The organism is Sphingomonas dokdonensis, from assembly GCF_002197685.1.
Taxonomy (GTDB): domain Bacteria; phylum Pseudomonadota; class Alphaproteobacteria; order Sphingomonadales; family Sphingomonadaceae; genus Sphingomonas; species Sphingomonas dokdonensis.
In genome coordinates this window covers 20,367-36,356 of sequence record NZ_NBBI01000013.1, presented here as the reverse complement: position 1 = coordinate 36,356, position 15,990 = coordinate 20,367, and the positions used below count along the sequence as shown (strand labels likewise).

Below are 15,990 nucleotides of genomic sequence, written 5' to 3'. Positions count from 1 at the left end.
CCCCTATCTCGATCCCGATGCCCGCCCCGCCGCCCCCTCCCGACGACGACGCGCCGACCTGCGATGGGATCGCCCATGCTTGGCGGATCCTGCCGGCCGACGGCGATGTCCATCACGCGGTGGCGCGCTGCTGCGGCATCCGCGCAGTCTCACGCTTTGGCGGGCCTTGGGTGCTGGTGGCCGAGGATCAGCCGCCTGCGTCAGCCGACTAGCAGCGCGCCCCAGGCGTCGAAGATCGCGCGCCGGCGGCCAAGCTGCTGCGATCGATTGTAGGCGCCCTCGACCTTCGCCGCCGAACCATCCTCAGCCTTCAGCGTGTGGCCGAGCGCCTGGTCAATGGCGCCGCGCTCGAGCGGCATCGTCTCGTTCATGATCGTCGAGAAGGTGGCGCGCCAGCCGTGCGGCACGTGGCGGCCGGCGAACGAAGTCCGCGCGTAGAGGGCGCCAATCGCCGCCTCGCCGAGCGGGACAGCGTTACCGACGCCGGGGAAGATATGCACGATCGGGACGCCGGCATGCATATTCTCGCGCATGCATGCATGCAGCACCGCCACGGCCGCCGGCGACAGCGGCACGACATGGTCGTGCGCGGCATCGTTCTTCTTCGCTGCGGCCAGCTTCATCCGCGCCGCCGGCACGCGCCAGATCGGCGCCGGCCCATCGAGATTCTCGATCTCACTCCACTGCGCGCCGCGCACGGCCGCCCAGCGCATCGCGGTGAGCGCCAGGAAGCGGGATGCTAGCTTCGCTGCAGACGATGCCTCGAGCTGGTCGACCTCGGCCAGCAACGCGCGCGCATCGGCCGTCGTCGTCAGCGCAGCGTGGTGGCGGACGGCCGCCGGCTTCTTCAGCCCGCGGCCGACCTTCTCCGCCGGATCGTTCATGCACCAGCCTTCGCCGATCGCCAGCTCGAACACGGCCGAGATCCGCTGGCGCAACCGGCGTGCGGTCTCGCGGGCGCCGCGGCGCTCCACCGCGCGCAGCAGCTCGAGCACGTCGGCCGGCTCGATCGTGTCGAGCGCCTCAGCGCCGATCGCCGGGAAGACGTCGCGCTCGAGGCTGCCCAGGACGTCGCCCGCGTGGACCGGCGTCCACCCCTCCGCCTGGACCGCGTGCCAGGCGCGCGCCGCTGCCTCGAACGATTCGACGCGGCTTGATCGCGCGCGAGGATCCTCGTTGCGGGCGAGCTGCGCGCGCGCCGCCTCGGCGCGAGCCCGAGCGGTGACCAGGTCGACTTGCGGATAGCTGCCGATCGTCAGCAGCTGCTCCTTGCCAGCCAACCGGAAGCGGAGACGGAAGCTCTTGAGCCCGGTCGGTGCGACATAGAGGTGGAGGCCCGCGCCATCGGCGAGCTTGTAGGCGGCCGCGCGCGGCCGCGCGGCTTTCACCGCGGCGTTCGTCAGCATAGGGTGGTCTCGGATCAAGAGGAGCCGGCCGTGGACAACCAGCACAAGAAGATCAGCGGATATCGGGACCTGTCGCAGGCCGAGATCGACGCGATGAACGACGTCAAAGCGCTCGAGGCGAACTTCAACGGGATGATCGATCGGCTGAAGCAGATCCCCTCGATCGATCTGCGCAACGTAGCGCTGGCTCAGACGGAGGGAGAAAACGCCTTCATGCGCGCCGTGCGCGCGATAGCGCAGCCGGCGCGGCTGACCGCCTGAACACCATTGGTGCAGATCGACGGTGAGGACGTCTCGCCGGCGGTTCACTTCGTCGCGTTCCGAGGCGACGAGTATTGGTCGGCTGTGAAGCTATGGGGCCGCCCGGCTTTCATCCACCGGCGCTGGGATCAGCGCGCCAGGCGCGAGCTGCACCCGGCCGACACGGTGGTGTTCGCGAAGGGCACCAGCCAGGATACTCCTAGTCAGTTCAACGGTGCCGACATTGAGGAGGGCTTATGACGTCCAACGATGAGGAGCAGGAGCACGTGCTCTCGTTGGAACCTCAGCCGATTGCGGATCAGTGGATGGGGCGATGCACCTGCGGTTGGCGGATGATCGCCTCACTCCATGATTTCGAGACTGGCATAGCCGCCCGCTCCGCCCTGCAGGCTGGCTTCAACGTCCATATAGCCGACTAGCGCGGCGGAGGATGCCTCCGCCGCGGTCAACAGGATGCTAGGTTTTCTGCGGCTTCAAGAGGTGCAATTTGGGTGCGATACCCGTTCTGCCGGGCTCGATACCCGCAGCGATCAGGCGCAATTGCGGATGATCAGCTCGGTGACCTTCGTTGCGCGGCCTGCTGCTGCGCTCGATACCGACCAGGTGGTTTCCACCTCGCTAATATCGAATGCCGCGAACGTCTCGCGGATGAAGGCTGTGTCGTTGATCGACATGACGAACTGACCGGCAATGCCGGCGAGCTGCTCGGCCATTGCGACATAGTCGTCGCGGCAGAAGCCGGTGCCATAGCCCGACGTCTCGTCGTAAGGCGGGTCCAGGTAGAAGAGCGCGCCCTTGCCGTCGTAACGGCGGATCACGTCCTGGTAGCCCAGCTGCTCGATCGTCACGGCTTCGAGGCGTCGGTGGAGCTTGCGCAGCTCGGCGCGAAGAAGGCTCTTTTGAATTCGCGATGACTGATCCTTGCGGACACCAAACGTGCGGCCTTCGATCCTTCCGCCGAACGCCAGGCGTTGCAGGTAGAGGAAGCGGACGGCGCGCTCGATGTCGGTGAGCGTCGACGGATCCACGCGCTTCTGTCGCTCGAACTCGTCCCGGCCGGCCAGCAGCCAGGTAAATTCATCGACGAACGGCTCATAGTGCCGGCGCACGACGCGGAATAGGTTGGCGACGTCGCCCGAGAGGTCGTTGATGACTTCGACCGGCGGCGCCTTACCGCGGCGCAGGAACACGCCGCCCATGCCGACGAACGGCTCGATATAGGCGCGATGCGGGATCTCCTCGATCAGCGCGCAGAGCCGCTTGGCGAGATTGCGCTTGCCGCCGAGGTAAGCGGCCGGCGGATTGGCCGCGATCACCGCGGCGTGAACTTCGTGCTTTCGGGTAGAAATTGCCTGCGATGTGGTCGCTTGCATGGTGGCTCAGCTCTCGGTGAGGAGCACGTCGGCTACGCGCGCTGAGTTGCCGCCGATCGCGTCGATCGGCGTGCCCGGGTGATGATGGTGATGGTGGCTTCGGGGAAACGCGAGGGAGAGCCCAGCTGGCGCCACCTGGTACCGGGTGGTTAGCCGCGCAGTCCAGGCGGCTGCGCCCCGCGTATTCCCCGAAGGTCTTCTATTTCGCAGGCCACCCGGCATTACCGGTCGGCCTGGATCCGCGCGCGCGGGCCCAACGTAACGGCTAAGTTCCGAGGGGCATCCGCGTCATGGCACAGCGGCGCGGGCCGCGTCTATCAGTTCGCGGCCGACTTCTGCGCCGGCTTGGGCGCCAGCTTCTTCGCGGCGAAGCCGGCGGCTGCGGTGAGCGCCCAAGGCAGGATCACGTCCAGCGCGACCTTCTTCAGCAATTCCCTCATGGTCTTCTCCTCGTGGTGGATCAGGCGGCGGCGCGACACTTCGTCCGATCGACGTTGCCGATCCGGTGCGTGGTCCAGCCGCGGTGGAAGCGCTTCAGCGCTGGCCTGGCGCGAACCAGGCGATCATATTCGGCGCGCTGCAGGCCATCGAGGCGGTCCAGCGTGGCCATGCAGAGCGGCCCGGCGCCGAGATGGCGCTGGCAGGTGCTGTAGGCGGCGATCGTTGCGGGACCGACGCGGCCGTCCACGACCAGGCGCGCGCCGCACTGCGCGTTGATCGACTGCTGAAACCAGCGACCAGGACGCGCCGGACCCATGTTCACCGTGGTGTCGAACAGCTCCTCGGTCACGGCAGCGTCGATAGCGATTAGCGGCTCGTAACCAGGCGCGGCCAGATAGTCGTCGTAGTAGATGCTGACGACCACATCGTGCGGGATCGTGCGCATCGGCCCGGTGTAGCCCTTGGCGACGGCGACCCGCTTGGTGATGCCCTTGTTGGTCTCGCCTCCCGGATCGAGCGGGTCGTTCACGTAGCCGCCCTCCAGGGCGATGACGCCGGTGATCAGCGCCAGCGCGATGCCGGCGATCGTGCGCTTATTCGCCACCGATCTTCTCCTCATGGGTGGCGATCGGGGCGGTCGGCGCGCGCCGGGACCGCACAAGCGACCGCACCGTGTCCGTCTCGAGGATCCGGATCAGCGTCCAAATGATGGTGAGCAGGGCGGCCAGGTGGGGCAGCAGCTGCGTGACGGTGCCGACAGCGACGCCGAACGACAGAACGTCGACCGACGCCTTTGCGGCGCCGGGCACATGGTCCAGCGTCATAATAGTTCTCCGGAATTGCTTGGATCGGCGCACTGCGAGCCGGCGTGAGGGGCTATTCGACGAAGCGCAGCGCGGCGACGCGGATGGCGTAGGAACCCGCCGGCAGTACGCTGGCGCTGTTGTTGCGGCGGGTGATCACGATCGTGTTCTCACCCACCAGTGAAGCGCTCACCGTCGCGCCGGCATGGCCGGCGATATGAACAATCAGCACAAAGTCGGTGGCGTTCACGCCCAGGCCGAGCGCGGCGCTGTTGTAGGTGAACGTGTCCGACCCGCCTGCGGGAAGCGCCACCAAGTCGCGGACGTAGCCGGCACTGTATGCCTTCTTGATCGGCGTGCCGTCTCCGACCATGAGTTTTGAGACGCGGAAGCCGCTGCGCTTCGAATAATCCTTCACCGGACCGTACACATTGCCGCCGTGGCTGGCATGCGCCGCAGCCCCGCTGCCATCGCCGGTGATCGTCACCACGATCGGCGTGCCCGGCAATTCGGAGAGACTGCCTGTCGTGCCTGAGGCAGGTGCGGCGATGCGGCCGGCATAACCGGAGCCGCTGTTGGTGATCGTGATGCCGGTCACCTTGCCGTCGGTGATAATCGCCGTTGCCGTCGCGCCGGAGCCCGCCCCGGTGATCGCCACATTGGCCCAGGTGTAGCCGGAGCCGGTTGCGGTCACCCGAATGTAGCGGATCCGGCCATCGCGGACTGACGAAGGCATGTCATAGTCGACCTGGGCCTCGATCGCGCCGGCAGGCAGCTCACCGTCCATGCCGACGACAAGGCCATAGGTTTGCGGGGAGTGGCCCGCATCAGCCCCGTCGGTGTTGTTGCCGGTGATCAGGTTGCGCGCCGAGCAGCCCTGCGGCCGCCCGATGAACGCGACGCCCGCTTTCTGATCGGTCGTGTAACCGATCAGGTTCAGGTCCAGCCCATTGCGCCAGGCATGGGTGCCGTCGAGGTTCACGCCGACGCGGTCGCCGTTGACGTACACGCCGCAGCGATTGTTGTCGTAGGTTGCCCCGACAACCCGCATCCAGTCGCCGGCGATGTAGACGCCGTCGCCGCCGTTGTTCCAGGCAAGGTAGCCGATCAGCTGGGCAACCGCCGAAATGTTGAAGCCCGATGCCTCGTTTGCGCCCGCGATCAACCCGAAGGCCGTCGTGTCCGGGCAGGCCAGGACGAAGCCGTTGGTGCGGCAGTACAGCGCCACCAGGTTGCGCAGCCGGGTGTTCGATTGCGTCGCGCCTTGCGAACCGCCGGTGAGCGCCCGGAAGCCCGCGCTGGCCGCGTTGATGAACAGGCAGTCGTCGGCCTGGGCGTAGCGTGCGCCATGAAAGATCAGGCAATCGCCGCGAACGTTGTTCGCTTTGTTGCCGTCGAACATGAAGCCGCTGATCCGTGCCGCCAGCCGGCTGTCGCGCTGCTCGCCCTTGTAGAGCACGCGGATCATGCATCCGCCGATGTCCAGCGTCGAATTGTTGGCGAGCTGGAAATAGGTGCCGCGCTTGAACGCGCCGTAATTCTCGAAATAGCCGCCCGGCCCGATCATGTGGATCGGGGTCTCGATCCGGACCTCCTTCGACAGGATGATCGGTCCGGCTTCGCTGAAGTCGATGACGCCGGTGTGAAGTTTCGCGATCGCCGCGCGGAGGTTGTCCGTTTGATCCGAGCCGGTGCGGATGCCCAGCTTCTTGGCCGTCGCCCGCTCGTTAAGCAGGATGTCCATGTCGGTCTGGATGTCGAACACCACCGGCCGCGCGTTCGCCGCCTGGATATTCGCCAGCACCTGCTTTTGCTGCGCGGGAGTGAAGTTCTGCGGGGCATCCACCCGAGGTCGCAGCTCTAGGGCGTCGTTCACCTGCGCCAGCGCCGTCACCTGCGCGGCGGGCGACTGAACGAACCGGGTGAAGCCGGTGCTGTCGGTCAGCGGATAATAGCCATCTCCGTTTGGCCCGCCGTCAGCGCTTCCACCAAGCCAGTTCGAAAACTCGACCTGCGTTAGGTCGCGGCGCCCCAAGAGCGCAGAGACGCGCTCCAGGAGTTCTGCCTGAGAGGCCATGGCTAAACCTCCACCGTGACAATGGTGATAGTCTGTCGGATGCTGGTATCTGTGATCGATTGGCCAAGCAGCGTCGGGAACGAACGGCTGACCAGCTTGCCGACCAGCTGGGCAAAGTCGGTGATGCCAGCGGTCCACTTGATGGTGACGGAGCCACCCATCGCCCAGCGAACCTGATCCGGAACCCCAGGTTCGCCATCGACAATGACCTCCCGGATCGTCTCGCCAACGGTGAGCGTGGTGAGGAGCGGTCCAGCCGCGTCCCCGACGTGGAGCGCCACCGCAGCAGCGCCGTCGCCCGTGATTCCGCCGGTTCCGGACGCGCACCGGTAGGAGCGCTGATACGAATAGCTCAGCACCACCGAGATCTCGCCACCATCGCTGTGGAAAGGCCCGACTGTCAGCGCCGCATCTCCGTCAAGCAAGCTTGTGGAGCGCGAATTCTGCAGTGCACCGGCCGAGAGCGAGCCACCGAAGTACGCATCGCCGTCCGTCGCCTCGTAGCTGATGGCGTTCGCACGCGAACAGTCGGCCAAGGCCATTGTCGGGCCGAACCAGGAGATCAGATCACCACTGGCGCCAAACCCGACGCCCTGAACGCGCATGACGGTACCGTTGTTGAAGATCACGCGGCCGGTGCCCATGCGCAGATCCGCATTGACCAGGTTCAGGCTGCCCGGACCAGCATCGGACCCGACGAGCTGCCAGCCGACGACGTTGCCGTTGATGTCGATCGCCAGCGTGCGCGTCGCCTCGACCTTTCCGAGCCGCGGGCTGATCACCTTGTCGTATTCGGTGATCTTGGCGGTGATGTCGCTTTCGGAAAGGCCAACCTCCTCCAGCCGCTCGGCAAGCGTCTTGTCGTCGTCGACGCGGACGGACTCGAGGTTGAGCACGTATGCGGTGCCGTCCGGTGTCTCCGCCCCGATCAGCGCGAACTTGGAGGCGAAGGCCTCGTTTTTCCCGGTCTGCTCGTTCCTGAAGTCTAGGAAGCGCGTGGCTACAGGCTGTCCCTCAACAAAGGTTCGGGCATCCAGTACCTGCACCAGATCGTCCTGCCGAAGCGCCTCCTCCAGGATCGCATCGGTGTTGATGTCGATATCGTCGATCACCTCTTCGACGGCTCGATCGCCGACTTTGGTGCCGATCGGCGCGCCAACCGTCGCACCATTCTCCGGGCGATTGCCGTTGTCATCGACGACGGCGCTCCACAGCGCAGTCTCGGCCGCCTCTCCGATCGCGAGGATCAGCGGGTTATTGCCGCGATCGTAGACGATCGGGTCGGCCGCCAGCACGGGCGCCGCGTCGTTGGCGTCCCAGGCATAAAGCGCCGGATGCTCGACGGTGAGCGTCATCTGGCAGACGCCGCCCTGGCCTTGCTCCTGGTCGGCAACGCGGAACAACGCGCGGTTGAACCCGAGCGGGGCGAAGGTGAACGGCACGACGTCGCCGACGCCGTACTTCCAGGCGCGGATATCGAACGGTGCGCTGAAGCTCCGCTGATACTGTTTGCGCTGCAGCACCTGGCTGGCGACGCGCTGCGCCTGGCTCGGGCTTTCCACAAAGCCGAGGTCGAGCGGTGCGATCCGGTCCTGCCCGTCGGGGCTGGCGATCCGCACCTCGGGAAAGTCGATCAGCTGATACAGCGAGGCGGCGGTCGCATCGACGTAGCGGCCGCGAATGACGTTCGGCGTCGTCTCGAGCGACGGATCGGGATCCCAGGTGAAGGGACCGACCACGTCATCGTCGTTCAGCCCGTCATCGGCCGCGGCCGCGGCGAGATCGTTATGCGCGATCGCCAGCTCGAGCTTGCCGCCCGTGTCGCGGAAACGGCCGCAGCAGGCGGCGCACAGCGCGTCGAGCACCGTGCCTGGGTCGTCACCCTCCGAAACGACGCCGGCGCCATGGTAGCGTGGCTCCTGGCCGCCGGCGGAACGGTTCACGAGCTCGTCGCACAGGTTTGCGGCGGTCTGGAACGACGCCATGCCGATCCGGCGGCCGGGCACGCCCGAACCGGTCGCCAGCCGCCATTCACCGGTCACCGGATTGCGGATCCGCCAGCCGAGCACGACGCGCAGGATCTGCAGCGCCAAATTCTCCCCGATCACGGCGCCGTCATCGGCCGTGTAGCGCCAAGTCGATTGATCGTTCCAGCGCATCGGTCCCGAGCCGCCCGGGACGGTCGAGTCGCGGCGCGGATCGTACAGCTTGGCGCCGCGGCCAATGATCGTCAGGCGCGTGGAGATGCCGCTTGAGAACGGACTGGTCGCCTTCTTGCCGTTGCCGGTCGTCTTGAAGCGGAGTCGCAGATAGGCGCAGCCGGTCAGCCGCGTGAATCCGTTCCACTGGCCGGACCCGAAGGTGAAGGCGTTGGACGGCGAGCCTTCCAGGATGATGTTCGGAACCGAGAAATAGCCCGCGAATTTGCCGGTGACGCCCGTGGACGCGGACCAGGCCAACTCTTGGTCGATCCAGATCTCCTCCACGCCATCGATCGCGTGGCTGGCGAGGCAGATGATCCAGTCGCAATATTCCTGATCGGCGCCCGACCATTCCTCGTATCGGATGTCGGTCGCCATCGCCGTCTGGCCGAGCACAGACTTGCGGAACGCGCGCGGATCGACTGAGGCAATTAGCCGCTGCGTCTGAGAGGTGGGAACAGCCGGCGATTTGGTCAGCGCGGCCGAAGCCAATTGCAGGCCGGCAGAAACAGCCAGGAGGGCACCCGCAGAGACGCCAAATGCGGTAGTAGCCAGGGAGACGCCAAGGCCGAGCGCTGCACCGCCAGTCACAACGGCCAGCGCGGCAACGCCGACCACAGTGGCGGCGATCTTGAGTGCTTTAGCCAAGCGTCAGAACCCGTAGGCCACGCGCCAGGCGCGCGGCTCCATCCACTTGGCGCGCTCGATGCGGATCAGGCCTTCGCGATCGCCTTCGGAGCCGACCGCGAACAGGAACGGCCCCCAGCAGATACCCAGCAGGCCGCTCGACATGACGATATCGCCGCGCTGGGCGAGCGCGGCCGGCACCGCTTCGAACTTTCCGTCGAGGGTCGACGCGAGGTCACCGCGTCCCAGCCGGCGCAGCGCACGTGCCGAGCCGATCGCGGTCGAATAGCGGCCGCGGAACTCGGGCATAGGGTCAACGCCCGTCATCGCTTCGACCGCACCGGCGGCAAAGGTGCAGCAATCGTGCTTGCCCCAGGCGAACGGGCGCAGGCGAAGGGGTTCGAGATACGCGGCGAGCCGCGCATCCCAATCGGGACAACGATGCATGGCGTTCCTCGATTAGGTGCGGCGGCTTGCGCCGTTGGCGATGGCGATGGCGAGCTCGGCCGAGCGGTCGCCCGGGTCGAAACTGGATTGGTCCAGGAGCGTGCGGTTCGACGCCTTGCCGAAAAAGGCGAGATAGCTTTCGACGTTCAGCTGGATCGTCTGCGACGTGCGGTCGCCCACGACGCGCGGCACCGACATATAGCCGGTGTAGTAGCACCACAGCGCGCCGAGCTGGGTGAGGTCGTCGGGGGCCAGCATGGCGCGCCACAACCGGCAGTCACGGCCGATGAAGTTCGCGCGATCGCCCAACTGCGTCATCAGCTCGTCGTCGACGCCGGCGAGGCCCGATAGCGTCAGCACCAGCGTGTCGCTGCCGCCTTCAGCCGCGCGTACCGATCCGACCGACACAACGCGTGGATCCACGGCATTGAACGTGAAGCCGTCCAGATCTTCGTCTCCGGTGCCCGCGAACGTGAAGTTGTAGGGCGCATTGGTGACGCGCACCGGCCCGTCCGCGAGATCCAGGAAGCAGAAGGTAACCGACCGGCGCACATCGGCAGCAAGTGCCTCCTGCGCGGCCTGGTCGGGACGGTTCAGCATCAAAACGCCTCCTCGCACTGAAATGAAATCGCGTAATTCTGCCCAATCCCGACCGACCAGCCGTTGCGGGTGTCGGACATCGCCATCACCGCATAAGGGCGGCGCACCTCGATCGGCGCGCCGTCTGCCGGCGTCAGGCGGATGTACGGTTTGAGCGACAGAATAGCCTTGCCGGCCGCGTCGGCGATCACCGGCGCGCGCAGCATCAGCAGCTGGTCGCCAACCGTCACGAACTGGCCACGCTTCAGCTTCAGCCCGGGCGCGCCCCAGCCCTTTGTCGCAAGCTGCAGCCCACCTTGGCCTGCACCGTCGACGCTGACGGCAACGCCGGCCGGCAGCTGATCGCGCTCTACGGCCACGAGCCGGAACGAATTGGCCACGCCGTCCAGGTCGACCACGAACGCCCGCCAGTCGAGCACGCGATCCTCGCCCAGGATCGGCGGAAGCGTAACGGTCGCGAACCAGCGGGGAGCGGCTGCAAGGATCGTCGCGCGGCGCCGCCCGGTGAACTCACCCCGGTTCACTTGCGCCGGCTGATCGATGGCCCATTCGATCGTAGCGGGTACCGGCGCGGCCGGAAAAGTGATCAGCATCAGCCCCAGCCTCCCGGCAGGCTTGGTCGACGCAGTCGCGTGATCGTGCGTGATTGCGCGCCGGCCATGATCGGCTCGGCCGCAGCGCCAACGGTGCGGACGGCGAGGGTCTCCATGCGGGCGTCAAACTCCTTGGTCGGGCTGACCCGGATGTTGCCGACAACCTCGAGCTGCTCGCGGCGGCTTTCTCCCAGTGCCTTCTGCGCGGCCTTGATGCTGGGGTAGCGGGGCAGCGTCGGAACGCTGGGCAGGCCGCCATCGGCGAAGCGCGGGAACGTGCCCTTGTTCATCGCATCGATGAGCGGCCAGTATTGCTGCACCGCGCGCTCGTTGACGATGCCCTCGCCATTCGAGACGAGGATTGGCATTTGACCGCCCACCAGCGCAAGAATGCTGTCCGAACGCCCGGTGCCCGGTCCGCGGATGAGGCCGCGATCGACGGAAGGCCGACCACCGAACGCAAACCCTGGCAGTCCGCCGTCTGCGAACCCGGGCACCAGACCACCGTCCTTCAGCCCGAAAAAGCTCGTGCCTACTGCCGATACGATCGCCTTCTGAACGGCCAGGCGGACAAGGTCCTGGATGATCCCGTTGACCACGTCGCCGGCGACGCCCCGGATCTTCAGCAGATCGGTCACGGCGCGCGCGGCCGCCCGACTGCTGGCATCCTCGAGCGCACCGAAGCCGTTCGCCGCAACGCCCTTCAGCGCTTCGTCCATATCCGTTGTCGCATCGACCAGCTGCTGGCCATAGGCCTGCAGCGGATCCGCGTTCTGGCGATCGAGCGCCTGTTCGCGAAGCTGATATTCGGCTGGGGTCTGTGCGAGGCGGCGTTCGAGCGAGGCGCGGCGCGCCGGATCACGCTCGCTCGCGATTTGCGCTTTAAGCGCCAGCTCGACCTGATCCTGTTCGATCTTGAGAAGCTTGCGGGCGATTGCGCGGCGATCGGCAGCGGTGGTGGCCAGTTCGCCTTGCAGCCGCAGCAACGATGCCTGATCGTCAAGAGCATCACGCTCGAGCTCGGCGCGCTCGGTGATCGTAGCTGCCGTCTCGCGAAGGCGAATGGCAGCGATCTCGCCCGCGGCGTTCTGCGCCGTGATCAGCTTGACGGCGTCGGCTTCCGCCTGCGTCCAGCGCTCCAGCTCCACGCCCTTCTGCAAGGCGCGATCAAAGTCCGCGCGCTGGCGCTCGACGGCGGCCACGTCCAGATCCGCCGCTTCGGCGATCGTGACGGCGCGTGATCGTTCGATCCGGTATCGGGCCTCCTGTGCCTGCGACAGCAGTGAGGCGTAGGCGTCGGCGTTCTGAACCCGCCGATTTTCCTCAGCTTCCTGTCGGCGCGCCTCCGCCTGCTGGCGGCGCGCGGCGCTGTCACCGACCCCACCGGAGTCGGTCGGGAACTTGCCGGTGCGCGGATCCACCGCTTTGCCACCGCGCCGCACCTCATAATGCAAGTGCGCGCCCGTCGACCGCCCCGCACCGGGCGTCCCGGGCTCGCCGCCGGAATAGCCGATGATGTCGCCGGCCTCCACGCGATCGCCGGGCTTCACGTTGAACTTGCTCAGGTGACCAAACCGAGCTGTCGTGCCACCGCCAAAGTTGATGTAGATCGCGTTGCCGTAGCCTTGGCGCTGACCGGCGACGTCGATCGTGCCGGCCGCCGGCGCGCGCACGGCAGTGCCGACGGGCACGGCATAGTCGATGCCGGCATGCTGGTGTCCGACGCGCTGTTCCTTGAAGCGGCCGGACACGGTCCCGTTTACGGGCGCGATAAAGGTGGTGAGCGGGCCGTCCTTGGCGCTGCTCTTTGCCGCCTGCTCCCGCTTTTGAGCGGTATCAACCTCTGCCTTCTGCTGATCACGCAGCGTCTTCAGCTGCCGCGTCAGCACGGCATCAACCGTGCCTTCCGCGATCGCGCGCTTCTTTGCCTGCTCAATCAGGCCGTTCGCGCCTTCGTACCGGTAGTTGATGGCGGCGACCTCATCGGTCGCTCGTTGTGCGGCTTCGCCGGCGAGATCCGCGCGTGTCCGTAGCCGGGCCGCGTCTGCCTTCGCTATGGCGCCATCGATCCGCTTGAGGGTGGCCTCCAACTCCTGAATGCGCTTGCGCGCCTCGTTGGCAGCAACTGACGCGGTACCGGCGACACCACCCGACGCGGGGACCTGTGCCGCAGCCGCGTTGGCATCGTCGAGCTGCGACTGCACATCGGCGCGACGTTCCTGCAGCGTCTCGAGCCGCTGCTTGGCGCGGATGTTCAATCGCTCCGCGTTCGTCTTCAGCGTCTCGTTTTGCTTTTCGAGCTCCTCAGTGAGCGCGCGCACGTCATCGATCGCCCCCGCCTCAGTAGCCGCGAAGATCTTCTTCGCATCAGCCGCGCTCATCGCCTTCTCAGCATTCTCTCTAAGCTGATCGGCTTCCTTCTTTGCCGCGTCTCCACCTTCGAGCAGCTTGGCGACGAATGGTGTGGCAACGACCAGCGCGCTGCTGAGCGCAATGCCCCAGGGTCCGCCGAGGATGCTGAGGACTTTGTTGCCCTCGCCGCCGATCAGTTGGAGCGCCTGGATCACCTGGCCGGATTGCTGCGCGAAGATGATGCTGGCGCTGGTCCCGAGCGAATATTGCATCGAGATATCGCCAAGCTGGTAGCTCAGCTGCTGATAGCCGGCGCGGGCCTGGCCGCTCATCACACGGCTACGCTGCTGCGCGCCGGTCAAGCCGACGAGCTGCTGCTCGACCGTGCCGATGATGCCGGCCTGCTCGCGCAGCGCAGCCGCTTCCTTGTCCGCCTCCACGGCAGCGGTCGCGGCGGCGACGGCATAGGCCCGGGTGGCGGCCGAGTTGCCGCCGGTCGCCTGATCGGCCTTTGCCGCAGCCTCCGCAACGATCCGCAGGGCAGCGGCTTTGTTGGTTGCCGCGTCTGCGGCCGCGCGCGACGCATTGGCGTCCAGGATCTGGATCGCTGCCTGGCCGGTCGGCGCGTTCGCCGCTTCGCGCGCGGCGGCGCCAATGCGGCGGAACGTCTCGGTATAGGCGCGCTCGGTTTCCTTCAGGCCAGCTGGCAGGCCGCCGGCCCCGATCTTCTGGAACTGGCGCTCGACCTCCTCGAGCACGTTGCCGGCCGTGCTGCCGAACTCGTTGAGGACGGTGCGACCGACCTTGACGGTGTTTTGCAGGCCGCGAACGTCGCCGTTGACGGCGAGGTACAGGTCCTGGCGATTACCTCGTGCCATTGCCCCTCCTCGCCGTCACCGCTTGTTCGCCGCGACCCGCGCGTCGATCATCGCCCAGAATTCGTGCGGCGTTGCCTGCCAGAACTGGTCCGCCGACCAGCTGAAGGTATCGAGCGCCAGCCCCATCAGGCTGCGCCAGCGATCTCCATCGTCGCCGCTGGCGCTTTCGCTTCCCCCGAGGCCTTCCTCCCGCCGCTCACCGCATCGGCGAGCACGGCCGTCAGGCGAAACGTCACGCCGGCGACGCCCTGTTCGTAGATCAGCTCGCCAATGCGCTCGGCATCGACAGCGCGGGTCAGGTCATCCTCGGCGCCGGCGCGGATCAGCTCGGCCGCGATCGTGCCGAGCTGGTCCAGGCCAAGCGCGCCGACATTCCCCATACGTACCAGCTCAAGCGACGACCGCTCGGTTTTCGCTTCGATGGCGCGCATCGCCTGGTGGCTGGGCCGCAGGCGATAGCTGGTGCTGGCGAGGACGAGCGTATGCTCGCCCCGCTCGGCGATCGCTGCCGCGCTCATGCGGCCGCGGCAAAGTTGTCGACGGTCGGCGCGCCCTTGTTCGCCATGTCGAACGTGTAGGTGACCGGACCATCCTTGGGATGGGTCGACGAGAAGTTGCCGACTGCGACAGGTCCCTCATACTTCACGATCGCGCCTTTGGTGACGCGGATGATCGTCTCCGGGGGCGAGGCCTTGGAGACGCTTGCGATCGCGGACAGGCCGGGGTCCGGCAGCTTGACGTTACCGTTCACCCGGAAGGTGATCTTCTGCTGCCCAAAGGATGTGCTGCCATACTGGCCGTCATCCTTGGTGCTTTCATCGATCTCGTTCGACGATCGCGACCAGTCGAAGCTGATCTCGCCGCCGATCGGGTCGTAGTCGTCACCCGTGCCCTTTACCTCGATGCGCCAGTCGGCGCCGCGTTCCGTTGCCATGATATGCTCCTGTCTCCCGGCTCAGGCCGGCTCTGCGAAAAGTTCGAAAGTCTGAAGGCCGGCGTAGGTCAGCCCATCGGGTCCAGCGCCGCTGGCGGATCCGCCGACGAGGCTCACGCCGGTGATCGCGACGTCGTCGGCGACGATCGGCGCGTCCACGAGCGCGCGCTCGTTGGCATGCATGATGCCGAGCAGCTCGGCGCGGTCCTGGCCACGGTAGATCGTCACGACGTCGATCGTGATGCGAAGCTCGGGATCCTGCTTGCCGCCCTCGTTGGACCAGTCGAGGTCGTCCAGCTGGACGAAGTTGCCCGGCTGGTCCTGCGGCACGTGGTCGAGCGCGACGGCATTCAAACCTTCGAGGCCCGCCGCGATCGCGACGAAAACGGCGCCGCGCGCGGCCTCGACGAGGTCGGCCAGGATCATGATGCTGCTCCAGCTGCGGGAAGCACGCGCGACCAGAAGGTGGCAAGGCGCTGCGCGGCGATCTCCTGCGCTGCTGGCAGGTGAACGAACTCGCGCGCCTCTTTGGCCTGGACGCGCATCTTGTACGGACTGCCGATTGGCGTGCCCTTGTTGGGTCCGCGGCGACGCAGCCGCCTGGATGCGCCTTCGTAGATTACGCGGCGCTTGGTGCCGTTCCGCCCATTACCTTTCACGCGCCGTTTCAACCGGCGGGTGACGACCACGGTCTGGGCCGCGCGGCCGAAGTTGACGAAGCGGCCGTAATAGCGGTCGCCAAGAGCTGTTTTCGACCGCCTGCCGCCAGATATGCCGAGCAAGCCAACACGCGCCTGAAGCCGCTCGGTGAGCAGCTGGACGACCAGGCCGCCGCGCAGGTGCCCGGTCTGTTTGGCGACGACGTCCTGCTGCAGAGCGGACACGTCGCGCGCGATCCGTGCGATCTCGTCCGTCAGCTCGTGGGCGGCTGCGGGCGGCAAGCCGTTGAACAGCGCGTGAGCCTCCGCCAGGCCACGCACGCGATCGCGACTCAAAC

At 66.7% G+C, this 15,990-nt stretch carries 19 protein-coding genes; 3 read left to right on the top strand and 16 right to left on the bottom strand.

What is annotated here, in order from left to right:
• Nucleotides 1-212 (top strand): hypothetical protein (locus tag SPDO_RS17065; RefSeq protein ID WP_211280111.1); only part of this gene is annotated, 212 nt, incomplete at its 5' end.
• Here the strand turns inward: SPDO_RS17065 and SPDO_RS16295 are convergent.
• Nucleotides 201-1,406 carry a tyrosine-type recombinase/integrase gene (locus tag SPDO_RS16295; RefSeq protein ID WP_088368576.1) on the bottom strand — a complete coding sequence of 402 codons (1,206 nt, stop codon included), beginning with the start codon at nt 1,404-1,406 and terminating at the stop codon, nt 201-203. The genes SPDO_RS17065 and SPDO_RS16295 overlap by 12 nt on opposite strands.
• 30 nt (nt 1,407-1,436) lie before the next feature.
• On the opposite strand from SPDO_RS16295, the gene SPDO_RS16290 reads away from it, so the two are divergent.
• Nucleotides 1,437-1,667 (top strand): Acb2/Tad1 domain-containing protein, encoded by a 231-nt coding sequence (locus SPDO_RS16290; protein ID WP_088368581.1) that lies wholly within the window; start codon nt 1,437-1,439, stop codon nt 1,665-1,667.
• A 9-nt stretch (nt 1,668-1,676) separates the two neighbouring features.
• The gene (locus SPDO_RS16285) at nt 1,677-1,907 is read left to right on the top strand and encodes a hypothetical protein (protein ID WP_245829588.1); all 231 of its coding nucleotides are present in this window, start codon (nt 1,677-1,679) and stop codon (nt 1,905-1,907) included.
• Between the two features lie 290 nt (nt 1,908-2,197).
• Here the strand turns inward: SPDO_RS16285 and SPDO_RS16275 are convergent, their stop codons facing one another.
• From SPDO_RS16275 to SPDO_RS16210, 15 genes are all read right to left on the bottom strand, one after another.
• On the bottom strand, nt 2,198-3,040 hold the full coding sequence (locus SPDO_RS16275) for a DNA adenine methylase (protein ID WP_088368574.1): 843 nt from the start codon (nt 3,038-3,040) through the stop codon (nt 2,198-2,200).
• A gap of 317 nt (nt 3,041-3,357) precedes the next feature.
• Nucleotides 3,358-3,480: a hypothetical protein gene (locus SPDO_RS17290; protein ID WP_281252610.1), complete on the bottom strand. Its 123-nt coding sequence runs from the start codon at nt 3,478-3,480 to the stop codon at nt 3,358-3,360.
• Nucleotides 3,481-3,500: 20 nt separating this feature from the next.
• The gene (locus SPDO_RS16270) at nt 3,501-4,085 is read right to left on the bottom strand and encodes a glycoside hydrolase family 108 protein (protein WP_245829587.1); all 585 of its coding nucleotides are present in this window, start codon (nt 4,083-4,085) and stop codon (nt 3,501-3,503) included.
• Nucleotides 4,075-4,305 carry a hypothetical protein gene (locus tag SPDO_RS16265; protein ID WP_088368572.1) on the bottom strand — a complete coding sequence of 77 codons (231 nt, stop codon included), beginning with the start codon at nt 4,303-4,305 and terminating at the stop codon, nt 4,075-4,077. Before SPDO_RS16265 ends, SPDO_RS16270 begins: the two co-directional genes overlap by 11 nt.
• 52 nt (nt 4,306-4,357) lie before the next feature.
• Complete coding sequence (locus SPDO_RS16260) at nt 4,358-6,361, bottom strand: hypothetical protein (protein ID WP_088368571.1); 2,004 nt, start codon at nt 6,359-6,361, stop codon at nt 4,358-4,360.
• Between the two features lie 2 nt (nt 6,362-6,363).
• Entirely contained in the window at nt 6,364-9,210 is a 2,847-nt protein-coding gene (locus SPDO_RS16255) for a phage tail protein (protein ID WP_143559685.1), read from the bottom strand.
• A gap of 3 nt (nt 9,211-9,213) precedes the next feature.
• Nucleotides 9,214-9,636 (bottom strand): DUF6950 family protein, encoded by a 423-nt coding sequence (locus SPDO_RS16250; RefSeq protein WP_088368569.1) that lies wholly within the window; start codon nt 9,634-9,636, stop codon nt 9,214-9,216.
• A 12-nt stretch (nt 9,637-9,648) separates the two neighbouring features.
• Entirely contained in the window at nt 9,649-10,236 is a 588-nt protein-coding gene (locus tag SPDO_RS16245; RefSeq protein WP_088368568.1) for a hypothetical protein, read from the bottom strand.
• The gene (locus SPDO_RS16240; protein WP_088368567.1) at nt 10,236-10,829 is read right to left on the bottom strand and encodes a hypothetical protein; all 594 of its coding nucleotides are present in this window, start codon (nt 10,827-10,829) and stop codon (nt 10,236-10,238) included. Before SPDO_RS16240 ends, SPDO_RS16245 begins: the two co-directional genes overlap by 1 nt.
• Entirely contained in the window at nt 10,829-14,059 is a 3,231-nt protein-coding gene (locus tag SPDO_RS16235) for a peptidoglycan DD-metalloendopeptidase family protein (protein ID WP_088368566.1), read from the bottom strand. The genes SPDO_RS16240 and SPDO_RS16235 overlap by 1 nt, the downstream gene beginning before the upstream one ends.
• A gap of 15 nt (nt 14,060-14,074) precedes the next feature.
• Nucleotides 14,075-14,185 carry a phage tail assembly chaperone gene (locus SPDO_RS16230; protein WP_088368565.1) on the bottom strand — a complete coding sequence of 37 codons (111 nt, stop codon included), beginning with the start codon at nt 14,183-14,185 and terminating at the stop codon, nt 14,075-14,077.
• Entirely contained in the window at nt 14,185-14,577 is a 393-nt protein-coding gene (locus SPDO_RS16225; protein WP_088368564.1) for a hypothetical protein, read from the bottom strand. The genes SPDO_RS16230 and SPDO_RS16225 overlap by 1 nt, the downstream gene beginning before the upstream one ends.
• Complete coding sequence (locus tag SPDO_RS16220; RefSeq protein WP_088368563.1) at nt 14,574-14,993, bottom strand: phage tail tube protein; 420 nt, start codon at nt 14,991-14,993, stop codon at nt 14,574-14,576. Before SPDO_RS16220 ends, SPDO_RS16225 begins: the two co-directional genes overlap by 4 nt.
• Nucleotides 14,994-15,014: 21 nt before the next feature.
• Entirely contained in the window at nt 15,015-15,419 is a 405-nt protein-coding gene (locus SPDO_RS16215) for a hypothetical protein (protein ID WP_088368562.1), read from the bottom strand.
• Nucleotides 15,416-15,988 (bottom strand): hypothetical protein, encoded by a 573-nt coding sequence (locus SPDO_RS16210; protein ID WP_088368561.1) that lies wholly within the window; start codon nt 15,986-15,988, stop codon nt 15,416-15,418. Before SPDO_RS16210 ends, SPDO_RS16215 begins: the two co-directional genes overlap by 4 nt.
• Nucleotides 15,989-15,990 lie beyond the last annotated feature (2 nt).

Bases quoted from the DNA above. Each gene is read 5' to 3' on its own strand.
- SPDO_RS16295 (WP_088368576.1), bottom strand. From the start codon at position 1,406: ATGCTGACGAACGCCGCGGTGAAAGCCGCGCGGCCGCGCGCGGCCGCC.
- SPDO_RS16275 (WP_088368574.1), bottom strand. From the start codon at position 3,040: ATGCAAGCGACCACATCGCAGGCAATTTCTACCCGAAAGCACGAAGTT.
- SPDO_RS17290 (WP_281252610.1), bottom strand. From the start codon at position 3,480: ATGAGGGAATTGCTGAAGAAGGTCGCGCTGGACGTGATCCTGCCTTGG.
- SPDO_RS16265 (WP_088368572.1), bottom strand. From the start codon at position 4,305: ATGACGCTGGACCATGTGCCCGGCGCCGCAAAGGCGTCGGTCGACGTT.
- SPDO_RS16260 (WP_088368571.1), bottom strand. From the start codon at position 6,361: ATGGCCTCTCAGGCAGAACTCCTGGAGCGCGTCTCTGCGCTCTTGGGG.
- SPDO_RS16250 (WP_088368569.1), bottom strand. From the start codon at position 9,636: ATGCATCGTTGTCCCGATTGGGATGCGCGGCTCGCCGCGTATCTCGAA.
- SPDO_RS16245 (WP_088368568.1), bottom strand. From the start codon at position 10,236: ATGCTGAACCGTCCCGACCAGGCCGCGCAGGAGGCACTTGCTGCCGAT.
- SPDO_RS16240 (WP_088368567.1), bottom strand. From the start codon at position 10,829: ATGCTGATCACTTTTCCGGCCGCGCCGGTACCCGCTACGATCGAATGG.
- SPDO_RS16235 (WP_088368566.1), bottom strand. From the start codon at position 14,059: ATGGCACGAGGTAATCGCCAGGACCTGTACCTCGCCGTCAACGGCGAC.
- SPDO_RS16230 (WP_088368565.1), bottom strand. From the start codon at position 14,185: ATGGGGCTGGCGCTCGATACCTTCAGCTGGTCGGCGGACCAGTTCTGG.
- SPDO_RS16225 (WP_088368564.1), bottom strand. From the start codon at position 14,577: ATGAGCGCGGCAGCGATCGCCGAGCGGGGCGAGCATACGCTCGTCCTC.
- SPDO_RS16220 (WP_088368563.1), bottom strand. From the start codon at position 14,993: ATGGCAACGGAACGCGGCGCCGACTGGCGCATCGAGGTAAAGGGCACG.
- SPDO_RS16215 (WP_088368562.1), bottom strand. From the start codon at position 15,419: ATGATCCTGGCCGACCTCGTCGAGGCCGCGCGCGGCGCCGTTTTCGTC.